24 protein-coding genes are annotated in these 25,710 nt (G+C 74.1%); 17 read left to right on the forward strand and 7 right to left on the reverse strand.

Translation table 11 applies throughout. The features are described from left to right. Positions 1 to 40: 40 nt before the first annotated feature. Both AC4MBH_RS19345 and AC4MBH_RS19350 read left to right on the forward strand, forming a co-directional pair. Positions 41 to 3,310: an ATP-dependent helicase gene (locus AC4MBH_RS19345; RefSeq protein ID WP_491797030.1), complete on the forward strand. Its 3,270-nt coding sequence runs from the start codon at positions 41 to 43 to the stop codon at positions 3,308 to 3,310. Continuing rightward, complete coding sequence (locus tag AC4MBH_RS19350) at positions 3,307 to 6,558, forward strand: ATP-dependent helicase (RefSeq protein ID WP_491797031.1); 3,252 nt, start codon at positions 3,307 to 3,309, stop codon at positions 6,556 to 6,558. Before AC4MBH_RS19345 ends, AC4MBH_RS19350 begins: the two co-directional genes overlap by 4 nt. Here the strand turns inward: AC4MBH_RS19350 and AC4MBH_RS19355 are convergent. Both AC4MBH_RS19355 and deoD read right to left on the reverse strand, forming a co-directional pair. Further along, positions 6,548 to 7,597, reverse strand: coding sequence for an NAD(P)-binding domain-containing protein (locus AC4MBH_RS19355; protein WP_491797032.1), 1,050 nt, complete (start codon positions 7,595 to 7,597; stop codon positions 6,548 to 6,550). The two genes, AC4MBH_RS19350 and AC4MBH_RS19355, sit on opposite strands and share 11 nt — an antisense overlap. Positions 7,598 to 7,635: 38 nt before the next feature. Next, positions 7,636 to 8,343, reverse strand: coding sequence for a purine-nucleoside phosphorylase (gene deoD, locus AC4MBH_RS19360; RefSeq protein ID WP_491797033.1), 708 nt, complete (start codon positions 8,341 to 8,343; stop codon positions 7,636 to 7,638). Between the two features lie 34 nt (positions 8,344 to 8,377). On the opposite strand from deoD, the gene nudC reads away from it, so the two are divergent. Beyond that, positions 8,378 to 9,289 (forward strand): NAD(+) diphosphatase, encoded by a 912-nt coding sequence (gene nudC / locus AC4MBH_RS19365; RefSeq protein WP_491797034.1) that lies wholly within the window; start codon positions 8,378 to 8,380, stop codon positions 9,287 to 9,289. Positions 9,290 to 9,314: 25 nt separating this feature from the next. Here the strand turns inward: nudC and AC4MBH_RS19370 are convergent, their stop codons facing one another. After that, positions 9,315 to 9,572, reverse strand: coding sequence for a mycoredoxin (locus tag AC4MBH_RS19370; RefSeq protein WP_491797035.1), 258 nt, complete (start codon positions 9,570 to 9,572; stop codon positions 9,315 to 9,317). A gap of 83 nt (positions 9,573 to 9,655) precedes the next feature. On the opposite strand from AC4MBH_RS19370, the gene AC4MBH_RS19375 reads away from it, so the two are divergent. From AC4MBH_RS19375 to AC4MBH_RS19395, 5 genes are all read left to right on the forward strand, one after another. Beyond that, positions 9,656 to 11,707 (forward strand): ATP-dependent helicase, encoded by a 2,052-nt coding sequence (locus tag AC4MBH_RS19375; RefSeq protein WP_491797036.1) that lies wholly within the window; start codon positions 9,656 to 9,658, stop codon positions 11,705 to 11,707. Between the two features lie 169 nt (positions 11,708 to 11,876). Next, complete coding sequence (locus tag AC4MBH_RS19380; protein WP_491797037.1) at positions 11,877 to 12,146, forward strand: hypothetical protein; 270 nt, start codon at positions 11,877 to 11,879, stop codon at positions 12,144 to 12,146. 179 nt (positions 12,147 to 12,325) lie between these two features. Beyond that, the gene (locus tag AC4MBH_RS19385; protein ID WP_491797038.1) at positions 12,326 to 12,682 is read left to right on the forward strand and encodes a WhiB family transcriptional regulator; all 357 of its coding nucleotides are present in this window, start codon (positions 12,326 to 12,328) and stop codon (positions 12,680 to 12,682) included. Continuing rightward, positions 12,679 to 12,906, forward strand: a complete 228-nt coding sequence (locus AC4MBH_RS19390) for a putative WhiB-interacting protein (protein ID WP_491797039.1) — start codon at positions 12,679 to 12,681, stop codon at positions 12,904 to 12,906. Before AC4MBH_RS19385 ends, AC4MBH_RS19390 begins: the two co-directional genes overlap by 4 nt. A 140-nt stretch (positions 12,907 to 13,046) precedes the next feature. Then, positions 13,047 to 13,208 (forward strand): hypothetical protein, encoded by a 162-nt coding sequence (locus tag AC4MBH_RS19395; RefSeq protein WP_491797040.1) that lies wholly within the window; start codon positions 13,047 to 13,049, stop codon positions 13,206 to 13,208. Positions 13,209 to 13,232: 24 nt separating this feature from the next. Here the strand turns inward: AC4MBH_RS19395 and AC4MBH_RS19400 are convergent, their stop codons facing one another. Together AC4MBH_RS19400 and AC4MBH_RS19405 are read right to left on the reverse strand one after the other, a co-directional pair. Beyond that, on the reverse strand, positions 13,233 to 14,042 hold the full coding sequence (locus AC4MBH_RS19400) for a hypothetical protein (RefSeq protein ID WP_491797041.1): 810 nt from the start codon (positions 14,040 to 14,042) through the stop codon (positions 13,233 to 13,235). A gap of 147 nt (positions 14,043 to 14,189) precedes the next feature. Next, complete coding sequence (locus AC4MBH_RS19405) at positions 14,190 to 14,348, reverse strand: DUF5679 domain-containing protein (RefSeq protein ID WP_091115022.1); 159 nt, start codon at positions 14,346 to 14,348, stop codon at positions 14,190 to 14,192. A 147-nt stretch (positions 14,349 to 14,495) separates the two neighbouring features. Between AC4MBH_RS19405 and AC4MBH_RS19410 the strand changes: the two genes are divergently transcribed. The 3 genes from AC4MBH_RS19410 to AC4MBH_RS19420 all read left to right on the forward strand — a co-directional run bounded on the left by AC4MBH_RS19410 (position 14,496) and on the right by AC4MBH_RS19420 (position 17,206). Further along, positions 14,496 to 15,287 (forward strand): enoyl-CoA hydratase/isomerase family protein, encoded by a 792-nt coding sequence (locus AC4MBH_RS19410; RefSeq protein ID WP_491797042.1) that lies wholly within the window; start codon positions 14,496 to 14,498, stop codon positions 15,285 to 15,287. A 303-nt stretch (positions 15,288 to 15,590) separates the two neighbouring features. Then, entirely contained in the window at positions 15,591 to 16,646 is a 1,056-nt protein-coding gene (locus tag AC4MBH_RS19415) for a PHP domain-containing protein (protein ID WP_491797043.1), read from the forward strand. Between the two features lie 26 nt (positions 16,647 to 16,672). Beyond that, positions 16,673 to 17,206: a M48 metallopeptidase family protein gene (locus tag AC4MBH_RS19420; protein WP_491797044.1), complete on the forward strand. Its 534-nt coding sequence runs from the start codon at positions 16,673 to 16,675 to the stop codon at positions 17,204 to 17,206. On the opposite strand, the gene AC4MBH_RS19425 is transcribed toward AC4MBH_RS19420, so the two are convergent. Further along, the gene (locus tag AC4MBH_RS19425; RefSeq protein WP_491797045.1) at positions 17,131 to 17,751 is read right to left on the reverse strand and encodes an NUDIX hydrolase; all 621 of its coding nucleotides are present in this window, start codon (positions 17,749 to 17,751) and stop codon (positions 17,131 to 17,133) included. The genes AC4MBH_RS19420 and AC4MBH_RS19425 overlap by 76 nt on opposite strands. Next, the gene (locus tag AC4MBH_RS19430; RefSeq protein WP_491797046.1) at positions 17,748 to 19,097 is read right to left on the reverse strand and encodes a zinc-dependent metalloprotease; all 1,350 of its coding nucleotides are present in this window, start codon (positions 19,095 to 19,097) and stop codon (positions 17,748 to 17,750) included. The genes AC4MBH_RS19425 and AC4MBH_RS19430 overlap by 4 nt, the downstream gene beginning before the upstream one ends. Before the next feature lie 35 nt (positions 19,098 to 19,132). Between AC4MBH_RS19430 and AC4MBH_RS19435 the strand changes: the two genes are divergently transcribed. The 6 genes from AC4MBH_RS19435 to AC4MBH_RS19460 are packed head-to-tail and all read left to right on the forward strand — an operon-like array spanning position 19,133 to position 25,666. After that, complete coding sequence (locus AC4MBH_RS19435) at positions 19,133 to 19,561, forward strand: molybdenum cofactor biosynthesis protein MoaE (RefSeq protein WP_491797047.1); 429 nt, start codon at positions 19,133 to 19,135, stop codon at positions 19,559 to 19,561. Between the two features lie 42 nt (positions 19,562 to 19,603). Further along, positions 19,604 to 19,858, forward strand: a complete 255-nt coding sequence (locus AC4MBH_RS19440) for a hypothetical protein (RefSeq protein WP_491797048.1) — start codon at positions 19,604 to 19,606, stop codon at positions 19,856 to 19,858. Between the two features lie 56 nt (positions 19,859 to 19,914). Further along, positions 19,915 to 21,021: a YlbL family protein gene (locus tag AC4MBH_RS19445; protein WP_491797049.1), complete on the forward strand. Its 1,107-nt coding sequence runs from the start codon at positions 19,915 to 19,917 to the stop codon at positions 21,019 to 21,021. Beyond that, positions 21,018 to 21,629, forward strand: coding sequence for a PPA1309 family protein (locus AC4MBH_RS19450; protein WP_491797050.1), 612 nt, complete (start codon positions 21,018 to 21,020; stop codon positions 21,627 to 21,629). The genes AC4MBH_RS19445 and AC4MBH_RS19450 overlap by 4 nt, the downstream gene beginning before the upstream one ends. Beyond that, positions 21,626 to 24,661 carry a UPF0182 family membrane protein gene (locus tag AC4MBH_RS19455; protein ID WP_491797051.1) on the forward strand — a complete coding sequence of 1,012 codons (3,036 nt, stop codon included), beginning with the start codon at positions 21,626 to 21,628 and terminating at the stop codon, positions 24,659 to 24,661. The genes AC4MBH_RS19450 and AC4MBH_RS19455 overlap by 4 nt, the downstream gene beginning before the upstream one ends. A gap of 9 nt (positions 24,662 to 24,670) precedes the next feature. Next, positions 24,671 to 25,666 carry an ADP-ribosylglycohydrolase family protein gene (locus AC4MBH_RS19460; RefSeq protein ID WP_491797052.1) on the forward strand — a complete coding sequence of 332 codons (996 nt, stop codon included), beginning with the start codon at positions 24,671 to 24,673 and terminating at the stop codon, positions 25,664 to 25,666. Positions 25,667 to 25,710 lie beyond the last annotated feature (44 nt).

Consider the following 25,710-nt stretch of genomic DNA (forward strand, 5'->3'; position numbering starts at 1 on the left):
GGGGCGGGCGGTGTCGGTGCCCGGTGGTTAGGTGGTCGTCGTGACCACGACCGCCCCCGGCACCGCCGCCCCGACCACGAGCTACCGGCTCGTGCGCGAGCGCGTCGCCGTCGACGTGCCCGTGCTCGACGAGCACCAGCAGGCCGTCGTCGACCACCGCGAGGGTCCGCTGCTCGTGCTCGCCGGCCCCGGCACCGGCAAGACCACGACCCTGGTCGAGGCGGTGGTCGACCGGTTGCAGCAGCCGGGCGTCAACCCCGACAACGTGCTCGCGCTGACCTTCTCGCGCAAGGCCGCCGAGCAGCTGCGCGACCGGGTCACCGCCCGCCTCGGCCGCACGCTGGCCACCGGGCTGGCCTCGACGTTCCACTCCTTCGCCTACGCCCTGGTGCGCCACCACGCGCCCGCCGACATCTACGCCGCGCCGCTGCGGCTGCTCTCGGCGCCCGAGCAGGACGTCGTCCTGCGCGAGCTGCTCACCGACCACCCCGAGTCGGTCCGCTGGCCCGACGGGCTCCACCGCGCGCTCGGCACCCGCGGGTTCGCCCGCGAGGTCAACGCCGTGCTCTCCCGGGCCCGCGAGAAGGGCCTCGACGGCGACGAGCTGGTCGCCCTCGGCGCCGAGCACCACCTCCCCGAGCTGGTGGCGGCCGGGCTGTTCCTCGAGCAGTACCTCACCACCCTCGACTCGATGGGCGCCACCGACTACGCCGACCTGATCCGCCGCGCCACCATCGAGGCCGCCGCCCACCGCGACGAGCTGCGCCAGCGCTACCGCTACGTCTTCGTCGACGAGTACCAGGACACCGACCCCGGGCAGGTCGCCCTGCTGCGCCAGCTCGCCGGTGACGGCCGCAACCTCGTCGCCGTCGGCGACCCGCACCAGTCGATCTACGGGTTCCGCGGCGCCGAGGTGCGCGGCATCCTCGACTTCCCCGCCCAGTTCCCCCGCCCCGACGGGGCCCCGGCCGACGTGGTCGCGCTGCGCACCACCCGGCGCTTCGGGCCCCACCTGCTCCTCGCCTCGCAGCGGGTGGCGTCGCGGCTCGCGCTGCCGGGCTCGATCCCCGACTCCGCCAAGGGCGCGTTCCTGGCGCCGGTCTCCGAGGCGACCACGCCGGGCAAGGCCGAGGTGTTCACCTTCGACACCGACCGCGCCGAGTCCGAGCACCTCGCCGACCTGCTCCGCCGGGCCCACCTCGAGCACGGCATCGACTGGTCCGACATGGCCGTGCTGGTGCGCTCGGGCCGGTCGACGATCCCGCCGCTGCGCCGGGCGCTCGGGGCGGCCGGCGTCCCGGTCGAGGTGACCAACGACGAGGTCCCGCTGGTGCGCGACCCCGCCGTCCTGCCGCTGCTCGACGCCGTCCGCGCCGTCGTCCACCTGCACGACGACGACCCCGACCACGTCGACTTCGTGCACGCCTCGCGGGCCGAGTCGTTGCTGCTCAGCCCGCTCGGCGGGCTCGACGCGGGCCAGCTGCGCCGCCTCGGTCGCCAGCTCCGCACCCGCGCCAAGGCGGCCGGGCGCGCCAACGACGAGGCGCCGCCCACCTCCCGCGACCTGCTCCGCTCGGCGGTGGTCGACGCCGGCTTCCTCGACGACCTCGAGGGCGCCGAGGTCGACCGCGCCCGGGCCCTGGCCCGCCTGCTCGCCACCTGCCGCACCGAGCTCGACGCCGGCGCGTCGGCCGAGGAGGTGCTGTGGCACCTGTGGTCGGGCACCTGGTGGCCCGAGCGACTGCGGCGCGCCGTCGAGCAGGGCGGGGGAGCGGCCCGCCGTGCCCACCGTGACCTCGACTCCGTCTGCGCGCTCTTCGACGCCGTCGCCCGCGCCGAGGAGCAGCGCGTCCACCTCGGCGTCGCCGACCTGTTCGCCACGCTCGCCGCGCAGCAGATCCCGGCCGACACCCTCGCCGAGCGCGGCACCCGGGGCTCCGCCGTCCGCCTGCTCACCGCCCACCGCTCCAAGGGGCTGGAGTGGCGGCTCGTCGTCGTCGCCCACGTCCAGCAGGAGGGGTGGCCCGACCTGCGGCGCCGGGCCACGCTGCTGCAGGCCGACCGCATCGGTGACGACGGACTCGTCCCCCCGGTCACCGCCCGCGAGCTGCTCCTCGAGGAGCGCCGCCTGTTCTACGTCGCCTGCACGCGCGCCCGCGAGCGGCTCGTGGTCACCGCGGTGCAGTCACCCGACGACGAGGGCGAGCAGCCCTCGCGCTTCCTCGACGAGCTCGGCGTCCCGGTCGTCCACCAGGTCGGTCGGCCGCGGCGGCCGCTCTCGATGGCGGGCCTGGTCGGCGACCTGCGCCGCACCCTCGCCGACCCGGCGACGCCCGAGCCGCTGCGCCGGGCTGCCGCGAGCAGGCTCGCCCGCCTCGCCGGCGAGACCGCCGGCGCCCGGCGGCTCGCCCCGCAGGCCGACCCGTCGACGTGGTGGGGCACCCGCTCGCGGTCGTGGTCGACCGAACCCGTCCGCGACCCCGACCGGCCGGTGCCGGTCTCGGCCAGCGTGCTCGAGCACCTGATGGTCTGCCCGACCCAGTGGTTCCTCCAGCGCGAGGCCGGCGGCGTCGCCCGCGCCCACCAGGCCGCCAGCCTGGGCCAGATCGTGCACGCGCTGGCCGAGCGCGTGGCCCGCGGCGAGATCGACGCGTCGGTCGACGACGGCGACGCCCTGATGGCCCACGTCGACGAGGTGTGGGACCGGCTCGAGTTCCGCACGCCCTGGTCCAAGGACCGCGAGCACGAGCGCACCCGCGCCGCGCTGGCCCGCTTCCTGCGGTGGCACCACGCCGGCACCCGCACTGTCCTCGGCGTCGAGCAGGACTTCTCCGCGGTGGTCACCGTCCCCGGCGCCGACGGCACCGACGTGCCGGTCCGGCTCACCGGGTTCGCCGACCGCCTCGAGCTCGCCGCCGACGGCAGCGTCGTCGTGATCGACCTCAAGACCAACCGCTCGATGCCCTCGGGCACCGCCGTCCAGCAGCACCGCCAGCTCGCGCTCTACCAGTACGCCGTCGACGCCGGCGCCGTCGACGAGCTGCTGCCCGAGGGTGCCGGTCCCGCCCGGTCCGGGGGAGCGCAGCTGGTCCAGCTCGGCAGCCTCGACGACCACGACGTCGCCGTGGTCCAGACCCAGGACCCGCCCTCGGCCGACGGCCCCGAGCGGCGCGCGCTGCGCGCCGAGCTCGCCACGGCGGCGCAGCTGCTGCGCGACGAGGAGTTCCCCGCGGTGCCCGGCACCCACTGCCGCGACTGCTCGTTCGTGCCGATCTGCCCGGCCCGCAGCGCCGGCTCGGTGACGGCATGAGCCGGGTGATCAGCACCCCCGCCGAGCTGCAGGCGGTGATGCGGTCGGAGTTCCCGGTCAGCGAGCAGCAGTGGGCGGCCGTGTCGGCGCCCCTCGAGCCGGCCGTGGTGATCGCCGGTGCCGGGTCGGGCAAGACCACGCTGATGGCCGCCCGGGTGGTCTACCTCGTCGTCACCGGCCAGGTCCGCCCCGACGAGGTCCTCGGCCTCACCTTCACCACCAAGGCGGCGAGCGAGCTGCGCCGCAAGATCCGCGACGCGCTGGTGGCCGCCGGCGCGCTCGGCGCCGAGCCTGCCCAACCCACCCGGCCCACCCCCGACGCCACCGACGCCCCCGACGAGGGTGACGCCGAGCCCCTCGAGCCCACCGTCCTCACCTACAACGCCTACGCCGCCCAGCTCCTCACCGAGCACGGCCTGCGCATCGGTCACGAGCCCGACACCCGGGTGGTCACCGACGCCGCCCGCTACCAGCTCGGCGCGCGGGTGGTCGACCGCTTCACCGGCGACGTCCACCACCTCACCGACCACCCACCCACCGCGATCCAGAACCTCCTGGCCCTCGACAGCGCGATGAGCGAGCACCTCGTCACCCTCGACGACGTCCGCGCCTTCGACGCCGCGGAGCGGGAGGCGTTCCTGCGCGCCGTGGCCGAGGAGGAGGCCGGCAAGAACCGCAAGACCTACCGCGAGCCGCCCGAGAAGGCCGTCTTCGCGATCGACCGGCGCGCCGAGCTCCTCGCCCTGGTCGCCGACTACCGCCGGCTCAAGGCCGACCTCGGCCTGATGGACTTCTCCGACCAGATCGAGCTGGGCGCCCGGCTGGCCCGCGAGCGGTCCGAGGTCGGCGTCGTCGAGCGCGGCAAGTTCCGCGTCGTCCTGCTCGACGAGTACCAGGACACCTCGGTCGCCCAGGCCACGATGCTCTCGCGGCTCTACTCCGGCCCCGACCGGGCCACCGGGCTCGGCCACGCCGTCACCGCGGTCGGCGACCCCAACCAGGCCATCTACGGATGGCGCGGCGCCTCGGTGAGCAACATCGTCAACTTCGCCGACACCTTCCCGCCGGCGTCGGGCGCGCCCGCGCTGTTCCACCTCACGGTGAGCCGCCGCTCCGACCGCCGGATCCTCGAGACCGCCAACCACCTGGCGGCGCCGCTCTACGACGCCTACGACCAGGTCGAGCCGCTGCTCCCCGCCGACGGTGCGGCCGACGGCGAGGTGCGGGTCGCCGTCCACGAGACCGCCGTCGACGAGCTCGCCGCCCTCACCGACGCGGTCCGGGCCGTGCACACCGGCGAGAAGGGCGGGCTGTGGTCCGACATCGCCGTCCTCACCCGCGACAACTCCCACGCCGAGGGGGTCTTCGACGCCCTCACCGCCGTCGGTGTCCCCGTCGAGATCGTCGGGCTCAAGGGGCTGCTGCGGCTGCCCGAGGTCGCCGAGGTGGTCGCCACCCTGCACCTGCTGCACGACGTCACCCACAACCCGTCCCTGCTCACCCTGCTCACCGGGCCGCGGTGGGCGGTCGGACCGCGCGACCTGCGGCTGCTGAGCCGCCGCGCGGTCGAGATCTCGGGCCGTCCGGGTGCTGGCGGCGCCGACCTGGCGCTGTCCGACCAGCTCGTCGAGATCGCCGACGGCGTCGACCCCGCCGAGCTGCCGGCGCTCGACGACGCGCTGGCCGACCCGGGAGAGGCGGCCTACTCCGCCGAGGCGCTCGACCGGTTCGCGCTGCTGGCCGCCGAGCTGCGCTACCTGCGCGCCCACGTCGGCGAGCCGCTCCTCGACCTGGTCCGGCGGATCATGGACGCCAGCGGCGTCGACGTCGAGCTCGCCTCGGCGGTGAGCACCGCGGCCGCCGCCCGGCGCGACAACCTCGACTTCTTCGTCAAGGGCGTCGCCGACTTCCAGGCCGTCGACGGCGACGTGACCCTGCCGGCGCTGCTGGCCTACCTGACCGCCGAGGACGACCAGGGCAACGGCCTCGACCTGGCCAGCCCGAGCGAGGCCGACTCGGTCAAGCTCCTCACCGTCCACCGCGCCAAGGGCCTGGAGTGGGCCTCGGTCTTCCTCGTCGGCGTGTGCGAGACGCGTTTCCCCTCCAACCGCTCGCGGGTCCTCTGGACCTCCTCGCCCTCGGTCCTCCCGTCGCCGTTGCGCGGCGACGCCGGCGACCTGCCGCAGCTCGCCGGGCACGACAAGGCCGCCCTCGAGGCCTACCGCAAGGCCACCCGGGCCCACGACGCCGAGGAGGAGCTGCGCCTGGGCTACGTCGCGGTCACCCGGCCGGCGCACCTGCTGTCGATCTCGTCCTACTGCTGGGGGCCGCGCACGACGTCGTTCGGGCCCTCGGCCTACCAGGCCACCGTGCGCGAGCTGCTGCTGCGGTGGGGGCTCGACGCCGAGCCGTGGCGTGACAAGCCGGTCAAGGGCGACCCCCACCCCTACGCCGACGACGACCCGTCGGTGCCGTGGCCGGCCACCGTGCAGACCGAGGAGGCGCGGCTGCGCCTCGAGGCGGCGGCCCTGGTGGCGGCGGCCGACCCCACCGCCGACGACGACCTCGACGAGATCATGGACGCGGCGCGGGTGGCCGAGTGGGACGACGAGATCGAGCGGCTCCTCACCGAGGCCCGCCGCGACCGGGGTGACGTGGTCGAGGTGCCGATGCCGTCGAGCCTGTCCGCCACGGCCGTCGCCCGGTTGCGCGACGACCCCGCGACGTTCGCCCGCGAGCTCGCGCGCCCGATGCCCCGGCCGCCGTCGCCGGCCGCCCGGTTCGGCACCCGCTTCCACGCCTGGGTCGAGGCCAGGTTCGGCCAGCTCACCCTGCTCGACACCGACGAGATCTCGGGGCGCGGCGACTCCGACGTCGCCGACGACGTCGAGCTGCAGGAGCTGGTCGAGGCGTTCGAGAAGGGCGAGTTCGCCGACCGGGTGCCGCTGGCGGTCGAGCCGGCGTTCGCGCTGGTGCTCGACGGCCAGGTGGTGCGCGGCCGCATCGACGCGGTCTACCGCGACCCCGACGGACCGCCCGGGTCCGTGCTGGTCGTCGACTGGAAGACCAGCCACGCCCAGACGGCCGACCCGCTGCAGCTGGCGATCTACCGGCTGGCGTGGGCCGAGCTGCACGACCTGCCGCCCGAGCGGGTGCGGGCGGGGTTCTACTACGTGCGCTCGGGCGAGCTCGTCGAGCCCGACGACCTGCCCGGCCGGGCCGCCCTCGAGGAGCTGTTCACGCGGTGACCCGTTCCGCGCCGTCCAGCCACGCCGCCACGCCCCGGGCTGCCGCGCGGCCGGCGCGGTTGGCGCCGATCGTGCTCGCCGACGGCCCGTAGCCCACCAGCTGCACCCGGGGGTCGGCGACGGCGGTGGTGCCGTCGAGCCGGATCCCGCCGTGCGGGCTGCGCAGGTGCAGCGGCGCGAGGTGCGCGACGGCGGGCCGGAACCCGGTGGCCCACAGGATCGCGTCGGCCGGCTCCACCGTGCCGTCGTCCCAGCGGACGCCGTGGGGCTCGATGGCGGCGAACATCGGACGCCGGGTGTAGGCGCCGAGCTGCTCGGCCGCCCGTTCCTGCGCGCGCAGCACGAGGCCCGTCACGCTGACCACGCTGGCCGGCGGCAGCCCGCGGCGTACCCGTTCCTCGACCAGCGCGACCGCGGCCCGGCCCACGTCGGGCGTGAAGTCGTCGGTGCGCCACACCGGGGGCCGCCGGGTCACCCACACCGTGTCGGTGACGAGCGCGATCTCGCCCAGCAGCTGCACGGCCGAGGCGCCGCCCCCCACGACCACGGTCCGCAGGCCCCGGAACGCCTCGGCGCCCGGGTAGTGGGCGGTGTGCCACTGGGGGCCGGCGAACGACTCGACGCCGGGGTAGTGCGGCACGAACGGCTGCGACCAGGTGCCGGTGGCGTTGACGAGGGTGCGGGTGGTCCAGCTGCGCTCGCCGTCCTCCACCACCAGCAGACCGTCCCGGTCGTGCACCCGCTCGACCCGCACGGGGCGTACGACGGGCAGGGCGTGCTCCCGTTCGTAGGCCGCGAAGTACGCCGGCACCTCCACGTTGGCCGGCGCCGTCGGGTCGGTCTCCGGGGCCGGGGCGCCGGGCAGCGCGGCGACGCCGTGCACGTCGTGCATCGACAGCGAGTCCCAGCGGTGCTGCCACGCGCCACCGGGGGCGTCGTCGGCGTCGAGCACGAGGTGGTCGACGCCCCGCCGCCGCAGGTGGTACGACGCCGACAGCCCGGCCTGCCCGGCTCCGACGACGACGGCTTCCAGCACCATGCCGGGGCAACGCCCCGGCCCGGCCGGTTAGTCCCCGGTCAGTCCCCGAGCGAGTCCCCGACGCCGGCCTGCAGGGCGATCTCGACCATCCGGCCGAACGTCTGCTCCCGCTCCTGCGCCGTGGTCTCCTCGCCGGTGACGATGTGGTCGGAGACGGTGCAGATCGCCAGCGCGCGCCGGCGGTGGCGTGCCGCGAGCGTGTAGAGCGCGCAGGCCTCCATCTCGATCGCCAGCACCCCGTGCTCGACCATCGGCGTCAGCAGCTCGGGCCGCGAGGCGTAGAACGAGTCGCCGCTGAACAGCAGGCCGACCCGCGCCTCGGGCCCGGCGGCCGCCGCGTCGCGGAGCAGCCCGAAGTCGGCGACGGCCGCGTAGTCGAGCCCGCTGAACGTGATCCGGTTCATCGAGGAGTCGGTGCACGCACCGGAGGCGATCACGATGTCGCGCACCGCGAGGTCCTCGGTGAGCGCCCCGCACGAGCCGACGCGCACGACCGCCTGCACGTCGTAGTCGCGGAACAGCTCGGTGACGTAGATCGCCATCGAGGGCTGCCCCATCCCCGAGCCCTGCACCGAGACCGGGCGACCGCGCCAGCTGCCGGTGTAGCCGAGCATGCCGCGGACCTCGGAGTAGCAGACCGGGTCGTCGAGGAACGTCTCGGCGATCCAGCGCGCCCGCAGGGGGTCACCGGGCAGCAGCACGAACGGGGCGATCGCGCCGGCCTCGGCGCCGATGTGGGTGCTCACCCGGCCCACCCTAGGAGTCTCCTAGGCTCCCCGGGTGGACTACCCGCACCTGCTGCTGAGCGCCGCCGCCCACGACCGGCTGGGCGTGCACCGCAAGGACGACGCCTGGCTCGCCGAGCGCTGGGACGACGCCCGCTCGCGGGTGCTGGTCGTCTCCGGCACCCGCGTGCGCCCCGTCGACGGCACGCTGCCCTGGGTCGACCCGGCCGCCGCGCCCGACGGCGTGCGGGTGCTGCTCGGCGAGCGCGACGCGACGACGTACTGGGCGGTGATCACCGGGCCGGAGGCGGCGGCGTCGCAGGAGGGCGAGTGGTACCCGCTGCGCGGCCTGCTGCCGGCCCTCGCCGGCACCGGTGCCGTCGACGCGCCCCTGGTCCTCCACGCCCTGGGCCTGGCGGAGTGGCACTGGGCGACCCGCCACTGCCCCCGGTGCGGGGGCGGGCTCGTGCCGGCCGCGGCCGGGCACGAGCTGCGGTGCACCGTGTGCGGGCGGCACCAGTTCCCGCGCACCGACCCGGCCGTGATCATGCTGGTCAGCGCGGGCGAGCCCGGCGCCGACGACGAGCGCTGCCTGCTGGGCCGCTCGCCCCAGTGGCCCGAGGGCCGCTACTCCACGCTCGCCGGCTTCTGCGAGCCGGGGGAGTCCCTCGAGGACGCGGTGCGCCGCGAGGTCGCCGAGGAGTCGGGGGTGGTGGTCGGCGAGGTCACCTACTTCGGCAACCAGCCGTGGCCGCTGCCGCAGAGCCTGATGCTCGGCTTCCTCGGCCGCGCCGTGACCACCGAGATCCACGTCGACCAGGACGAGCTCGAGGACGCGCGCTGGTTCACGCGCGCCGAGATGCACGAGCAGGCCACCGCCGGCACGCTCGTGCTCCCGGGCGGCGTCTCGATCAGCCGGTCCCTCGTCGAGCACTGGTACGGCGGCCCGCTGCCCGGCGCCTGGTGAGGCCCGGGTGAGGCAAGGGTGAGCCTCAGGCGAGGCTGGCGACCTTCTCCTTGACCTGGGCCAGGGAGGGGTTCGTCTGGGCGGTGCCGTCGGAGTAGACCAGCGTCGGCACGGTCTGGTTGCCGTTGTTGGCCGACTCGACGATCTGGACGGCCTCGGGCTGCTGCTCGATGTCGACGACGTCGTAGCTGATGCCCTCGTGGTCGAGCTGGCTCTTGAGCCGGTGGCAGTAGCCGCACCAGGGCGTGGTGTACATCGTGAAGCTGCTCGTACCAGTGGTCATGCTGGGGTGTCCCCTCGGGCGTCTAGGGTCGGAACGACCTGTCCTGATCGATCCAACCACCCCTGCAGGAGTTCTGTTCCGCCATGGCTGCCGACCTGCGCCCCGCCGACCTGCTGGGACAGCTCGACCCCGAGCAGCGCCTGGTGGCCGAGACCCTGCGCGGCCCGGTGCGCGTGCTCGCCGGCGCCGGCACCGGCAAGACCCGGGCCATCACCCACCGCATCGCCCACGGCGTGCACACCGGCGTCTACGCCCCCAGCGAGGTCCTCGCCGTCACCTTCACCACCCGGGCCGCCGGCGAGATGCGCGGCCGGCTGCGCACCCTCGGCGCTCCGGCGGTCCAGGCCCGCACCTTCCACTCCGCGGCGCTGCGCCAGCTGCGCTACTTCTGGCCCCACGTCCACGGCACCGAGCTGCCCACGCTGACCGAGTCCAAGATCCCGCTCGTCGTGGGCGCCGCGCGCTCGCTGCGGCTGCGCACCGACCAGGCGATGCTGCGCGACCTGGCCTCCGAGATCGAGTGGGCCAAGGTCAGCAACGTCACCCCCGACTCCTACCCCGCCGTCGCCGAGGCCCGGGGCCGCACCGTCGCCAAGGTCGACCCCGAGCTGGTCGGCCGGCTGATCGGTGCCTACGAGGACGTCAAGCGCGAGCAGGGTCGGATGGACATGGAGGACGTCCTGCTCCTGACCGCCGGGCTGCTCGCCGAGGACGAGCGCGTCGCCGCGCAGGTCCGCCGCCAGTACAAGTGGTTCGTCGTCGACGAGTTCCAGGACGTCTCGCCGCTCCAGTCGGCGCTGCTCGACCTGTGGCTCGGCGGGCGCGACGAGATCTGCGTGGTCGGCGACCCCGCCCAGACCATCTACTCCTTCGCCGGCGCCAACGCCGACTACCTGCGCGACTTCCCCGCCAAGCACCCGCGCACCACCTCGATCGACCTGGTCCGCAACTACCGCTCCACCCCGCAGGTCGTCGGCGCCGCCAACACCCTGCTCGCCGGCACCGGCTCGGCCGGGGTCGAGCTGCGCGCCCAGCGCCCCGCCGGCCCGGCCGTGACCTACACCGGTCACCCCGACGAGGTCGCCGAGGCCGCGTCGGTGGCCCGCGAGGTCGCCCGGCAGCGTGCGGCCGGCCGCCCCCTGGCAGAGATCGCCGTGCTGTTCCGCATCAACGCCCAGTCCGAGGCCTACGAGGAGGCCCTCACCGAGGCCGGCATCCCCTACGTCATCCGCGGTGCGGCCCGGTTCTTCGACCGGCCCGAGGTCCGCGAGGCGGTCACCCGGCTCCGGGGGGCAGCGCGCGGGGGAGCGGGCCCCGCCGACGGCGACACCTGGGTCGACCTGGTCCGCGACACGTTGTCCGGCATGGGCTGGACGCCCGACCCGCCCGAGGCCCGCGGCCAGACCCGCGACCGGTGGGAGTCCTGGCAGGCGCTGGTCAGCCAGGCCGAGGCCCACTCCGGCGAGGCCGGCACCGACCTGACGACGTTCGTCGACGACCTCGACCGCCGCGCGGCCGAGCAGCACGCCCCGGTCGCCCAGGGCGTGACCCTGGCGACGTTCCACGCCGCCAAGGGCCTGGAGTGGGACTCGGTGTTCCTGGTCGGCCTCCAGGACGGCACCCTGCCGATCACCTACGCCCAGACCCCGCAGGCGATCGAGGAGGAACGCCGCCTGCTCTACGTCGGCATGACCCGCGCCCGCGCCGACCTCGCCCTGTCCTGGGCCCAGGCCCGCAACCCGGGCCAGGCCGCCCGCCGCAAGCCGTCGCGGTTCCTCGACCCGCTGCTGCCCGACGCCGACCGCGCACCGGCGCGCGCGAAGGGCTCGCGCGGCACCCGGACCTGCGTCGAGTGCGGCAAGCCGCTGGCCGGTTCCGACAAGACGCGACGCCGCTGCGCCGACTGCCCGGCGCCCTACGACGAGGCGCTGTTCGAGCGGCTCCGGGGCTGGCGCCTCGAGCGCGCCCGGGCCGAGGAGATCGCCCCGTTCATGGTGTTCAGCAACGCCACCCTCGAGGCGCTCGCCGAGCGACGGCCCGCCTCGAGCCAGGCACTGCTGGCGATCAGCGGCGTCGGTCCCGACAAGCTCGACCGCTACGGCGACGACGTCCTGGCCCTGGTCGCCGATGCCTGACGGGCCGTGTCTGCCTGTGACGGGCGTCTCACCGAGAAACCTTGAAAATAAGTCATAAAATAGTTTGCTCCTTACATCGGGGAGCAAGTAGCGTTCCCGCCAACAACCAAGTCCGCGCACCAGGGCCCTGACAAGGCCCGCGCCAGAAGATCCGAAGGAGGTGACCCCCGTGGAGATCACCATCACCAACCAGACGCCGCTCGCTCGCACCAGCGCGCCCACCGCGTCCGGCTTTGGCATGCCCATGGGCGGCCAGTCCTGCTTCGGCATCCTCACCGAGCAGCGCGCCACGTGGATCCCCGCCACCGGTCTGTCCTCCGTCGAGGCGACGACCGATGTCTCGGACCTCCGCGACCGCAAGGACCTGGCTGCCAAGGGACACGTGGCCTTCGTCGCCTACGTCCCGGGTTACCCCGCCTGGAGTCCGCCGATCTGTTGAGACCCAACAGCTCAGCAGCCTCCAGGCCGCGGAACCCGAACACCGGGATCCGCGGCCTTTGTCGTTTCTCCAGGCAGTTCCGCACCACACAGGGAGCACAGGGGATGAACCCCAGCACCACCCAGCACCGCCCAGCACCCAGCACCACATCCGCGATCAAGCAAGAAAGAGGTGACACGATGACCCGATCCGAATCGCCGACGGCAGTTCTCGAGCGCAGTGACGGCAAGCTGGTCGAGTTCCAGGCCACTTCTGGTCCGAGCCTCGGCTGCCTGCACGACCAGGCCGACAGGGTCGACGAGACCCTGCTGCCCTGCCGGGCCAACGACCCCGAGCTCTGGTTCGCCGAGCTCCCGGCCGACGTCGAGTTCGCCAAGGCGCTGTGCCAGACCTGCCCGGTCCGGCAGGTCTGCCTCGGCGGCGCCCTCGAGCGTCGGGAGCCGTGGGGCGTCTGGGGCGGTGAGCTGTTCCTCCAGGGAACGGTGATCCCCCGCAAGCGCCCCCGGGGCCGGCCCCGCAAGGACGCCGTGGCGTGAGCCACCCCAGCACCACCACCCGCAGCACCCAGACCACTCACCGAGATCGGAGCACCACCATGGAGACCATGCACGAAGCCCTCGCGCGATCACAGATGAACGCGCGCCTGGGAGAGGCGCAGCAGCTGCGGACCGGCCACCACCTGGTCCGCACCCGGCGCCTGAGCCGCAAGGCCGAGCGCGCGGCGCAGCAGGCCCGCCTCGCCCTCGCCCGCGCCCTGTAGGAACCTCCGGAGCCGTCAACTCCGGTCGTCACCCATGATCGCGGGTGAAGCACCACCACCACACAGGAACCACCAGACCGGGAAGCCGGGCTCGACACACGTCGGGCCCGGCTTCCTGGCGTCCGGCCTAGGGTGGGTCCATGACGCTGGGCTGCGACTTCTGCGGGCGGCAGGCTGCCGAGGCCGACACGCTGACCTGGACGACGAGCGTGGAGCAGGGCCGGCTCAAGCGCTACTGCGACACCTGCTCGCGCGAGCACCTGCGGGCCATGGAGGGCAAGCTCGACTCCGAGCACTGGTGAGCCGCCGCCGGCCCGGCACGCGGGTCAGTACGGCAGGTCGTCCCAGGCGCAGCCACAGTGCGGGTGGCGCTGCCAGGTGCGTACCTCCGGGTGCGTCCCGGTCAGGTCGACGGTCGCCGACCAGGTGAGCGGACGACGCCCACCGACGTACGCCGTCGCCTCGCGCGCCGCCCACGCCAGGCCGAGCCCGACCAACGCCGGGTCGAGCGGCGCCGAGGGGCGCGCCGCGAGCTGCTCGAGCACGAGGCTGCGACGGGGGTCGTGCGCGGACTCGGCGGCGTCGACGCAGCGCAGGCAGGCGGTCACGCCGGGCTCGACCAGGGGACCGACCCGCAGGCTGCCGGACCGGCCGGTGCCGGAGACGACGAGGTGGGGAGCGCCCTCGCAGAGCCACTCGTCGAGGACCGACCGCGGCAGGACCCCGGCGGTGCCGACGACGTAGAGGTCGGGCGGGGTCGACCCCGCCGGGCCGGTCCCCGCCACCGCGACCCCGCCGGCGCGCAGCAGCCGGGCGAGCGGTCCCGTGCCGAGACCGCGGTCGAGCACGGCGACGGTGCCGGTCCGGACCGGCACCGAGGCCGGGGCCGCGGCCGCCAGCAGGCCGGCGTCGTCGAGCGCGCGCCGCAGGGCGACCGCGGCCGGGCTGGCCAACGGGTGCGGCCAGCCGCGTCGCACGCACTCGAGCACGCTCAGCAGCTCGGGGTCGCGCCGGACGATCACCCGCGCCGGCGGGTCGAGCCCGACCTGCACGTGGTCGTCGTCGCGCGCGACGACGTGGACCCCGGGAGCGAGTCGGACCACCTCGTTGCCGAGCGCGGTCGCGGTGCTGACCATCGGGCGAGCCTGGCACGGTGGAGCGGACGCGCGCCGGCGTCGTCCACAGGCCGCCCCGAGATGGCCGCCCCGAGATGGCCGCCCCGAAATGGCGCCGACCCGTCGTCCGGGGACGACGGGTCGGCGACGAGCGCGGTACGGCGGAGGTCAGGCCTTGCCGAGGATGCGGTTGAGGTTGGTGCTGCAGACCGGGCACACGGCCTTCGCCATGCGGGTGCCCTTGTCGTTGACCTTCACCTCGCCCTCGGCCTCACGCTTCTCCTTGCACTTCACGCAGTAGAACTCGCCGCTCCAGGTCTCCGCCATGACGGCCTCCTTGCTGATCTGTGGGACCGGCGGGGACGTCGGGGAAGCCCGCCGGAGGCACCGCGTCGCCGCGGGGCCTCCTCGGACCCTAGAGCACCGTCCGTGCGGGGGGCCGCAGGCGCCCGGCGCGCCGTTATCGTGCTCGCCATGCCCGAGCCGACCCACCTCCGCCTCGAACGACCCGCCGCCGGGGTCGCCCTGCTCGTCCTCGACAACCCCGCGCAGCGCAACGCGATGTCGGCGGAGATGACGGCGTCCTGGGCCGCGGCCGTCGACGAGCTGGCCGCCGACCGGTCGCTGCGGGCCGTGGTGGTCACCGGTGCGGGCCCGGCGTTCTGCTCCGGCGGCGACACGGCCTGGATCGCGAGCGAGCCCGACGCGGGGGTCGACCTGCTGCGGGCCCGGATGCTGCCGTTCTACCGGGCCTGGCTCTCGATCCGCAGGCTGGAGGTGCCGACCCTCGCCGCGATCAACGGTGCCGCGATCGGCGCCGGGCTGTGCCTGCCGCTGGCCTGCGACCTCCGCCTCGCCGCCCGCGGGGCCCGGATGGGGGTGCCGTTCGTCCGGCTGGGGATGCACCCGGGCATGGCCGGCACCTACCTGCTGCCCGAGGTCGTGGGCAAGTCCGCCGCGCGCGACCTGCTGCTCACCGGGCGGCTCGTCGACGCCGACGAGGCGCTGTCGCTCGGCCTGGTCTCGCGGGTCGTCGAGCCCGAGGCGCTGCTCGACACCGCGCTCGAGACCGCCGCCGGCATCGCGGCGACCGCGCCGATCGCGAGCCGGCTGACCACCCTCGCGCTGCGCGAGCGGCACGCCACCCTCGAGGCGGCGCTGCAGTGGGAGGCGATGGCCCAGCCGATCACCCTCGCCACGGCCGACCTGCAGGAAGGCATCCGCGCGGCGCAGGAGAAGCGGCCGCCCCGGTTCGAGGGCCGGTAGCCGCCCGACGCAGAGGAGGCCCCCGCACCGACGTCCGACACCCGCCTTCCCCTTGCGTGTGTCGTGCGCCGGCCCGGGGGCCCACTGCGCGCCACGCTACGAGCCGGACCACCCGCGGTCAACGATCGACGCCCGACCCTGTGGACAGACCTGTGGACAACGTTGTGGACAACCGCCCCGACCCTGGGAGACGCGCCGGGCCGGGCTGTGCACGCCGTGTGGACAACGGCGTGGGCGAGGCGTCGTACGCTGCGGTGACCTGCGACGATGCTCGTCCACTGCCTGTGGAGGAAGAAAAGTTCGGTGAGTGAGACCCCCATCACCTACGACGGCGGCCCGGTGGCCGCGCTGCGCCGGATCGCGTTCCTGCTCGAGCGGCACCGGGAGGACACCTACAAGGTCAAGGCGTTCCGCAACGCCGCGGCCGCGATCCTGCCGCTGGCCGACGACGACCTCACCCGTGCCGTCGCCGAGGGCACCCTGACCCAGCTCCCCGGCGTCGGCGCCAGCACCGCCAAGGTGATCACCGCGGCCGTGCGCGGCGAGCTGCCGGCCCGGCTGGCCGACCTCGAGCGCACCCACGCCGCGCCGCTGACCGCCGGTGGCGCCGACCTGCGCGCCGCACTGCGCGGTGACTGCCACTCCCACTCCGACTGGAGCGACGGCGGCTCCCCGATCGAGGAGATGGCGATGACCGCCATCGAGCTCGGTCACGACTACCTCGTGCTCACCGACCACTCGCCCCGGCTCAAGGTCGCCCACGGGCTCAGCGCCGAGCGGCTCACCCGCCAGCTCGGCGTGGTCGAGGCCGTCAACGGCCACCTCGGGGGCGGGGGAGAGGACGGGTTCACGCTGCTCAAGGGCATCGAGGTCGACATCCTCGACGACGGCTCGCTCGACCAGACCGACGAGCTGCTCGCCCGGCTCGACGTGCGGGTGGCGAGCGTGCACTCCAAGCTCGCGATGGACGCCGTCCCGATGACCCGGCGGATGATCGGCGCCGTGCGCGACCGGCACACCAACGTGCTCGGCCACTGCACCGGCCGGATGGTCACCGGCAGTCGCGGCACCCGCAAGCAGTCGCAGTTCGACGCGCGGGCGGTCTTCGAGGCGTGCGCCGAGAACGACGTCGCCGTCGAGATCAACTCCCGGCCCGAGCGCTGCGACCCGCCCGACGACCTGCTCGCCCTGGCCCGCGACGCCGGCTGCGTGTTCTCCATCGACTCCGACGCCCACGCTCCCGGACAGCTCGACTTCCTGGTGCTCGGGTGCGAGCGGGCCGAGGCCGCCGGCATCGAGCCCGACCGGATCGTCAACACCTGGCCGCGGGACAGGCTGTTGGAGTGGGCCCGGAAGTAGGCCGGGGTCGCCTAGGGTGGGGCCGCATGGCCGAGGTGGAGGTACGCCGCTCAGCACGGCGCCGTCGCACCGTGTCGGCCTACCGCGACGGTGACCGCATCGTGGTGCTGATCCCGGCGTCGTTCAGCCCGGCCGACGAGGCCGAGTGGGTCGAGACGATGGTGGCCAAGATCGAGCGCGCCGAGAACCGGGGCCGCTCTACCGACGGCGACCTCCTCGCCCGCGCCCTGGTCCTCAGCGACCAGCACCTCGGCGGGCTGGCCACCCCCGAGTCGGTGCGCTGGGTGTCCAACCAGCACGCGCGGTGGGGCTCGTGCACGCCCGGTGACCGCACCATCCGGCTCTCCGAGCGCCTCCAGTCGATGCCCGGGTGGGTGGTCGACTACGTCCTGGTCCACGAGCTGGCGCACCTGCTCGAGCCCGGCCACGACGCGCGGTTCTGGGCCTGGGTCGACCGCTACCCGCACGCCGAGCGGGCCAAGGGCTACCTGCTGGGCTGGTCCGAGGCCGCCCAGGTCGCGCCGCCCTCGGAGTTCGAGCCGCCGCCCAGCGCCGACTGAGCCGCCTCGACGAGGGGCCGGAGCTCGGCCGACGGCAGCGCGTCGACCGGCCACCAGCGCACGTCGAGCGACTCCTCGCTCACCACCGGCGCCACGCCGGCGGGCGCCACCGCCACGAACCGGACGTCGAGGTGGTGCACCGGCGCGCCGTCGGCGGGTCCGCAGAACGGCACCGCGTGCTCGTCGAGGTGCACCGGGTCGGGCCGCAGCCGCAGGTCGGGGAGCCCCGACTCCTCCACCGCCTCCCGCAGCGCGGCGCCGGCCAGGGTCGGGTCGCCCGGCTCGGCGTGGCCGCCGAGCTGGAACCACTGCCCGGCCTTGGCGTGCAGGGTCAGCAGCACGTGCCGGCCATCGGCGGACAGCACCACGGTGCTGGCGGTGAGGTGGTCGGGACGGCACGCCCGCGTCATCGCGTCGGGGTGGGTCTCGAGGTGGGCGACGTAGCGGTCGCGCAGCACGAGCTGGGCCGCCTGGGCCGCCGGGTCCGCGCTCGGTGGCGCCCAGCGCCGCAGGGTGGCGAGGGCGTCGGTGTGGAGGCCGCTCACTCGCCGTCGTCGGTGGACTTCTCGTCGCCGAGCAGCTTGCGCAGCTCGGCGTCGAAGTCGTCCTCGGTGAGCGTCTCGGGCGCCGAGGCCTCCTCGCGGAAGCCCAGCGGGTCGTCGAGGTCGGCCGAGGTGGGCAGCAGGTCGGGGTGCAGCCACACGCCGTCGCGGGCCTCGGTGCCCTGCCGGGTGCGCAGCGAGCCCCACAGGGTGGAGGCGTCGCGCAGCCGGCGGGGCCGCAGCTCGAGCCCGACGAGCGCGGAGAACGTCTGCTCGGCCGGCCCGCCGGCGGCGCGGCGACGGCGTACGGCCTCCTGCAGCCTGGCTGCGGCCGGCATCCGCTCCTCGGTGGCCTGGCCGACGACCTCGTCGACCCAGCCCTCGACGAGCGCCAGCGCGACCTCGAGCCGCTCCAGCGCCGCCGCCTGGGCGGGGGAGCGCGGCAGGTCGAACAGCCCGCCGTCGAGCAGCTGCTGCATCGAGCCGGGGTCGGTGGGGTCGATGCCGCGCAGCTGCTCCTCCATCCGTCGCTGCAGGCCCTCGGCGTTGACCTCGATGCCGCGGGCGTAGTCGGTGACGGCGCCGATGAGGTGCTCGCGCAACCACGGCACGTGGCTGAACAACCGGTGGTGGGCGGCCTCGCGCAGCGCGAGGTAGAGGATCACGTCGTCCTCGCTCACGTCGAGGCCCTGGGCGAAGGCGGCGACGTTGGTGGTGACCAGGGCGGCCCGCCCACGGGCGCCGAGCGGCAGCCCGACGTCGGAGGCGGTGAGGACCTCGCCGGCCAGCTCGCCGAAGCCGGAGCCGACCTGGGTGGCGAGCATCGCGCCGACGGCCTTGCCGAGGATGCCGAGGAGGGGGCCGGCCTGCGCGGCGGCCTCGGGGGGGAGGACCCCGCTCAGCCCGTGCACCGACTGCTCGGCGACGGGCTCGATCAGCACCTTCCAGACGTCGAGCGTGCCGACGATCCACTCCGCGCGGCTCCAGGCCGCGGTGGAGGTGACGCCGGAGGGGAACTCGGTGGCCGCGTCGAGCCAGTGGTCGGCCAGCCGCACGGCGTCGGCGACGGCGTCGGCCTGCTTGGCCGTGGGCGTCGGGTCGGGGTTCTCGGCCACGGACTTGCGGGCGAGGTCGACCGCGACGTCCCAGTTCAGCGCGCCGTCGTAGGGCTGCATCAGCGACTGGATCTGGCCGAACAGCTGGCTCAGGTCCATGCCACCCACGCCGCCGGGCATCGCTGCGCCGAGGTTGCCGAGGGCGCCGAAGTTGAGGGCTCCGCCGGAGAACAGGTGCTCGAACGGCGTGCCCTTGAACGGGTTGGGCTGGTCGTCGTCGGGCTGGTCGCTCATGCCTCTACGGTACGCCGCGGGCCTAGGGTGACGGCGTGACCTCCAGCACCGTGCGACTCGTCGAGATCCGCGACACCCCGCTCTCCGTCGACGACGTCCTGGCCAGCCTCGACGAGTCCGTCGACGGCGGGGTGACCCTGTTCGTGGGCAAGGTCCGCGACCACGACGGCGGCCGGGCCGTCAGCGGCCTGGACTACTCCGCGCACCCGTCCGCGCTCGACCGGCTGCGCGAGGTCTGCGAGCAGGTCGCCGCCCGCCACGACGTCCACGGGGTCGCCGCGATCCACCGGGTCGGCCGGCTCGCGATCGGCGACCTCGCCGTGGTCGTCGCGACGGCGGCGGCGCACCGCGGCACCGCGTTCGACGCCTCCCGCGACCTCATCGACACCCTCAAGGACCAGGTGCCGATCTGGAAGCACCAGGTCTTCGCCGACGGCTCCGACGAGTGGGTCGGCACGCCGTAGCGGTTGCCGCCGATCGGGCCGTGGTCGACCTACGCTCGAGGCATGGTCCTGCTCTGGCTCCTCCCCACCGTCGCGGTGACCCTCGCCGCGATGCTGTGGGTGGCGTGGGCCGGCCGCGAGGGTCGCGGCGTCGTCGACCGCGAGGTGGCGCTGCGCCGGATGGCCCGGGTGCTCGACCCGGCCCCGCGCCGGCGGCTGCTGCACCGCCGTCCCCGCCCGGCCCCGTCGTACGTCGTCCCGCAGCCGCGCGAGCGCAGCACCGGCATCGCGGTGCGTCCCTCCCGCTCGGCGTCCTGACGTCCCGACCCTGCCTGCCTCCGGGCCGCCTTGGGACCGGATGAGAGGCTTCGCGCATGAGTCAGCGCCTGCTCGCCGCGTGCCTCGCGGTGCCTGCGGTCTTCGCGCTGCTCATCTACGCCTCGATCAGCAAGCTGCCCTACGCGACCTACGCACCGGGCGGCACGGTCGACGTCCTCGGCACCGACCCGGACAACGGTGACGCCGAGATCATCCAGGTCGCGGGCGGGAGGTCCTACCGCGACGACGGGTCGCTGCTGATGACCACCGTGCAGGTCTCCCCGCCCGCCGCCCAGGGGGACGACCCCGGTGAGAACCTCCTCGGCCTGCTCAAGACCTGGGTCGACGGCGACAAGGCCGTCCTGCCCTACGACTACGTCCACGAGCCCGACGAGACGCCCGAGCGCAACCGCGAGGAGGGCCAGGTCCAGATGACGACCTCCCAGGACACCGCGGTCGACATCGCCTTCGCCGAGATGGGCACCGTCGTGCCCCAGGTCGTCCAGGTCGCCGAGGTCACCGCGGAGCTGCCGGCGGCCGACGTGCTCGAGGTCGGTGACGTGCTCACCAGCATCGGCGGCACCCCGGTACGGCGGGTGGACCAGCTGGTCGACCTGATCACCGAGAGTCCTGCGGGGGAGCCGTTGCGGATCGGCATCACCCGCGACGGCGCGCGGCGCACCGTCACGGTGGAGCCCGTGGCTGACCCGGAGCGGGACCGGTCGCTGATCGGGATCCTGCCCGAGGTCGCCGAGTACCGCTTCCCGTTCGAGGTCAAGATCAACATCCCGCCCGCCATCGGCGGCCCCAGCGCCGGTCTGGTCTTCTCCCTCGCCGTCTACGACACGCTCACCGAGGGCTCGCTGACCGGCGGGCGCACGGTGGCCGGCACCGGTGCCCTCAACCCGGACGGCTCCGTCGCGGCGATCGGCGGCATCCAGCAGAAGATCGCCGGCGCCCGCGAGCAGGGGGCCGACCTGTTCCTGGTGCCGATCGAGAACTGCGCCGACGCGCTCGAGGCCGACCACGACGACATGAGGCTGATGATGGCGCAGACCATGCACGACGTCCGGACGGCGCTCGAGGACTACGCCGCCGACGCCGACGCCGACCTCCCGTCGTGCGAGGACGCCGACGAGATCCTCGCGGGAGCGGTCCGGTGACCGACCCGCAGGAGCCGCTCACCGCCGACCCGCGCTGGGCCGACCTCGACGCCGACCCGGCCCTGGCCAGCGCGGTCGTCGAGATCGAGCGCCACCTGGCCGCCGACGGCTGGGACCAGCACGCGCGGCTCTACGCGCTGGTCGACACCGTCACCCTGGTGCGCCAGGAGCCCACCCTGGCCGAGGCCATGGGCCTGGACGCCGACGCCGAGCGCGGGTCGCTGACCGCGGTCGAGCAGGAGATGGTCGACCCGGCGACGCCCCTGGAGCAGGTGCTCGAGTCGATCGTGTGGCCCGAGGCCGTGTCCGGCTGCGCGGCGATGGTCGAGCGGCTCGTGCTGCCCCCCGGCGTAGACGACGAGCTGCCCGACGATCCCGCTGCGGCGCAGGCGTTCGCGCGCGAGCACCCCGACCGCCAGGAGGTGCGCATCGTCGCCGGCGTGACCCGAACGGGGTCGACGTACTGTGCGCTGCGGCTGCGGGCCCACGACGACGACACCTCGGTCGTCGGCTCGCTCGACCTGGTGCCCGGCCTGCTCGAGCTGCTGCGCGCCACCCTGACCGACGACCCCACCACCGAAGAGACTGAAGAGGACGAGACGCCGTGAGCGAGCTGTTCGACGACGACCCCAGGGCCACCCCGGCCCGTACGGCGCCCGGACGGTCGCGGGCCCTGCTGATCACCCTGGCGGTCCTGGTGGTCTCGATCTTCGCGCTCACCGCCTTCGCCTCGATCTACACCGACCGGATGTGGTACCAGTCCGCCGGCTACGGGCAGGTCTTCAGCACGATGCTGTGGACCAAGGTCGTGCTGTTCCTGGTCTTCGGTGCGCTGCTGGGCGGCGCCGTCGCCCTCAACATCTACCTGGCCTACCGCTTCCGGCCGCTGTTCCGGCCGAGCTCGCGGGAGCAGACCAGCCTCGACCGCTACCGCGACGTCGTCACCCCGATCCGCACCTGGCTCGTGGTCGGCGTCGCGCTCGTCGTCGGTGCCTTCGCGGGCGCCTCGGGGCTGAGCCACTGGCAGGCCTTCCTGATGTGGCGCAACGCGCCCGACGTCGAGGCCACCGACGCCTACTTCGACAAGAGCATCGGCTTCTACCTCTTCGACCTGCCCTGGTACCACTTCGTCGTCGACTTCACGATGGCCACGCTCGTGATCGCGCTCATCGCCGCGATCGTCACGCACTACCTCTACGGCGGGCTGCGCCTCCAGGTGACCCACGACCGGCTCTCGGGCTCGGCGCAGGCGCAGATCTCGGTGCTGCTCGGGCTGTTCGTGCTCGCCAAGGGCGTCGACTACTACCTCGACCGCTTCGACCTGGTGACCCAGAAGAACGACCTCTTCACCGGCATGAACTACACGGCCGAGAACGCCGTGCTGCCGGCCAAGAACATCCTGATGGCGGTCGCGGTCATCTGCGCGGTGCTGTTCTTCCTCAACGTGTGGCGCCGTACCTGGCAGCTGCCGTCGGTCGGCCTCGCGCTGCTGGCCCTCTCCGCGATCCTGATCGGGATGATCTTCCCCGCGATCGTCCAGCAGTTCCAGGTCAAGCCGTCGGAGTCGGACAAGGAAGAGCCCTACATCAAGGCCAACATCGAGGCGACCCGGATGGCCTACGACATCGACGACGTCGAGGTCGAGGACTTCCCGGCCAGCGACGCGCTGCCCGAGGGCGGGATCGAGCAGCTCATCGGCGACACCAGCTCGGTGCCGTCGGTCGACCCCAAGCTGCTCTCCAAGGCGTTCGAGAACCTCCAGCAGGAGCGCGGCTACTACTCGGTGCCCGAGGTGCTCGACGTCGACCGCTACGAGATCGACGGGCGGCAGCGGGCCCTGGTGCTCGCCGCCCGCGAGCTGCAGCAGAGCGGCGTCCCCGACGGCGCCCGCAACTGGTCCAACCTCCACACCGTCTACACCCACGGCAGCGGCCTGATCGCGGCCTACGCCAACCAGCGCGACCGCGAGGACGACGTCACCGGCGAGTCCGGGTCGACCAGCGAGGACGCCGGCATCGAGTGGGCCCTGGGCACCAGCGGCCAGGACGACCTCACCGAGGCGATCGGGCCCTACGAGAGCCGGATCTACTACGGCGAGCAGAGCCCCGACTACTCCGTCGTCGGCGGCAACAACGACGTCGAGCTCAACCTGCCGGTGCCGGGCTCCGACCTCGGCGAGCGCACGACGTACGACGGCGACGGCGACGCCTCGGTGGGCGGCGGCTTCAACCAGCTGATGTTCGCGATCAAGTTCGGCGAGCCCAACTTCGTGCTCTCCGGCCGGGTCAACGACGAGTCCAAGGTGCTCTTCGAGCGCAACCCGCAGGACCGGGTCGAGAAGGTCGCCCCCTGGCTGACCGTCGACTCCGACGCCTACCCGGTGATCACCTCGGGCACCGAGGAGGACCCCGGCCGGGTGCTGTGGGTGCTCGACGGCTACACGACGACCGACCGGTTCCCCAACGCCCAGCGTGAGTCCTTCGAGACGATGATCGAGGACGCCCTGCAGGTCGACGACACGGGTCTGCAGACCGTGCCCACCGACGAGATCAACTACATGCGCAACGCGGTCAAGGCCACCGTCGACGCCTACACCGGCGAGGTCGTCCTCTACGCGTGGGACGAGGAGGACCCGATCCTCCAGACGTGGCGCGACGTCTTCCCCGGCAGCGTCAAGGACGCGGACGAGATGCCCGAGGGGCTGCGCGAGCACCTGCGCTACCCCGAGGACCTGTTCAAGGTCCAGCGCTACCAGTACGCGCGCTACCACGTCGAGGACGCCGGCGACTGGTACGCCGAGAACGACCGCTGGGAGGTGCCGACCGACCCGGTCAACACCAACACCTACCAGGCGCCCTACCGGCTGTTCGTGGACGGCACCGAGGCGTCCGACTTCGCCCTCACCTCGGTCTACGTGCCCTACAACCGCGCCAACCTCGCGTCCTTCGTCGAGGTCAACTCCGACGCCACCAGCGAGGACTACGGCAAGATCTCGGTGCGTGAGCTGACCAACGCCGAGGAGCAGGAGGAGAACGACCAGACTCCCGGGCCGGGCCAGGTGGCCAACGAGTTCGCCAGCGACGAAGGGGTGAACTCCGCCCTGACCGAGCTGCGGATCAACGCCCGCACGACGTTCGGCAACATGCTCACGCTGCCGGTCGGCAGCTCGATGATGTACGTGCAGCCGGTCTACGGCCAGAACCAGCAGACCGCCGAGACCAGCTACCCGGTGCTGCGCTACGTGCTGGTCAAGTACGGCAACAGCGACCGCTACATCGGCTACGGCGTCAACCTCGAGGCCGCCATCCGCAACGCGCTCGGCGGCACCGACACCGAACCGCCCACCACCGAGCCGCCGACCACCGAGCCGCCCGACACCAATCCGCCGGGTGGCGAGCAGACCCTCCAGGAGCTGCTCGACCAGTCCATCGACCAGGCGATCCGCTCGTTCGAGGCGGCCGACGCCGCCCGCGAGGACGGCGACTTCACGACGTACGCGACGGAGCTCGAGCGCGCCGAGGCCGCGCTGCGCCGGGCCGCGGCCTACCGGGCCCAGATCGTGGCCGGCGACCCGGCCAACCAGCCGCCGCCCTCCGCCACCCCGACCAGCACCGAGGGCGCGACCGCCGGCGAGGAGTAGGGGGCACCCGTGTCGCGCCGCCCGACCCTCACCCCGGCCCAGACCGACCGCGCGTGCGGGGTCCTCGTGGCCTCCGCGGTCGGCGACGCCCTCGGCGCCGGCTACGAGTTCGCGCCGGTCGCGGTCGACCTGGTCCCGGACATGATCGGCGGGGGCCTGGGTGACTTCGCGCCGGGGGAGTGGACCGACGACACCGCGCAGGCCGTCGCCATCGCCGAGGTCGCGGCGACCGGCGTCGACCTGCGCACGCCCGAGGCGCTCGACGGCATCTCGCGGTCGTTCGCCGAGTGGTACGCCGGCGGCCCGGCCGACGTCGGCATCCACACCGCCGCCGTGCTGACCCGCGCGGGACGCGCGCCGACGGGGGCGGCGATGACCGCGGCCGCACTGGCGGTCCACGAGCAGTCCGGCCGCAGCGCGGGCAACGGCTCCTTGATGCGCACCGGCCCGGTCGCGCTGGCCCACCTGCACGACCCGGCCGCGCTGGTGGAGGCGGCGGTGGTCGTCAGCGACCTCACCCACCACCAGGACCTCGCGCAGGAGGCGTGCGCGCTGTGGTGCCTGATGATCCGGCACGCCGTGCTGACCGGTGAGCTGCCGTCGTACGACGACGTCGCGCCGTGGGTGCCGGGCGACGTCGACCACTGGCGGGCCGTCCTCGCGGAGGCCGAGGCGACACCACCGGGCGCGTTCACCACCAACGCCTGGTCGGTGGGGGCGCTGCAGGCGGCGTGGTCGGCCATCACGCACACGCCCGAGCCCGACGACGCGGGCGGCCACCTGGTCGACTCGCTCACCACCGCGATCCGGATCGGCCACGACACCGACACGGTCGCGGCCATCGCCGGCGCGCTGCTCGGCGCCCGCTGGGGGATGACGGCCGTGCCCTCGCCGTGGCAGCGCATCCTGCACGGCTGGCCCGGTCGCGACGCGCGGGACCTCGAGCGTCTCGCGGTGCTCATCACCGCCGACGGCGAGTCTGCCGACCGGGGCGCGGGTGGGTAGGATTCGGCCGTCGTCCCGCCGCGCCGCCGGCGGATCCCGCTCCT

Source organism: Nocardioides sp. WJ219 (assembly GCF_058559815.1).

Coding starts and splice junctions, on each gene's coding strand:
- AC4MBH_RS19370 (WP_491797035.1), bottom strand. CDS start 9,572: ATGACCACTGGTACGAGCAGCTTCACGATGTACACCACGCCCTGGTGC.
- AC4MBH_RS19430 (WP_491797046.1), bottom strand. CDS start 19,097: ATGAGCGACCAGCCCGACGACGACCAGCCCAACCCGTTCAAGGGCACG.
- AC4MBH_RS19395 (WP_491797040.1), top strand. CDS start 13,047: ATGACGCTGGGCTGCGACTTCTGCGGGCGGCAGGCTGCCGAGGCCGAC.
- AC4MBH_RS19410 (WP_491797042.1), top strand. CDS start 14,496: ATGCCCGAGCCGACCCACCTCCGCCTCGAACGACCCGCCGCCGGGGTC.
- AC4MBH_RS19400 (WP_491797041.1), bottom strand. CDS start 14,042: ATGGTCAGCACCGCGACCGCGCTCGGCAACGAGGTGGTCCGACTCGCT.
- AC4MBH_RS19405 (WP_091115022.1), bottom strand. CDS start 14,348: ATGGCGGAGACCTGGAGCGGCGAGTTCTACTGCGTGAAGTGCAAGGAG.
- AC4MBH_RS19355 (WP_491797032.1), bottom strand. CDS start 7,597: ATGGTGCTGGAAGCCGTCGTCGTCGGAGCCGGGCAGGCCGGGCTGTCG.
- AC4MBH_RS19445 (WP_491797049.1), top strand. CDS start 19,915: ATGAGTCAGCGCCTGCTCGCCGCGTGCCTCGCGGTGCCTGCGGTCTTC.
- AC4MBH_RS19375 (WP_491797036.1), top strand. CDS start 9,656: ATGGCTGCCGACCTGCGCCCCGCCGACCTGCTGGGACAGCTCGACCCC.
- AC4MBH_RS19440 (WP_491797048.1), top strand. CDS start 19,604: ATGGTCCTGCTCTGGCTCCTCCCCACCGTCGCGGTGACCCTCGCCGCG.
- AC4MBH_RS19385 (WP_491797038.1), top strand. CDS start 12,326: ATGACCCGATCCGAATCGCCGACGGCAGTTCTCGAGCGCAGTGACGGC.
- AC4MBH_RS19420 (WP_491797044.1), top strand. CDS start 16,673: ATGGCCGAGGTGGAGGTACGCCGCTCAGCACGGCGCCGTCGCACCGTG.
- AC4MBH_RS19350 (WP_491797031.1), top strand. CDS start 3,307: ATGAGCCGGGTGATCAGCACCCCCGCCGAGCTGCAGGCGGTGATGCGG.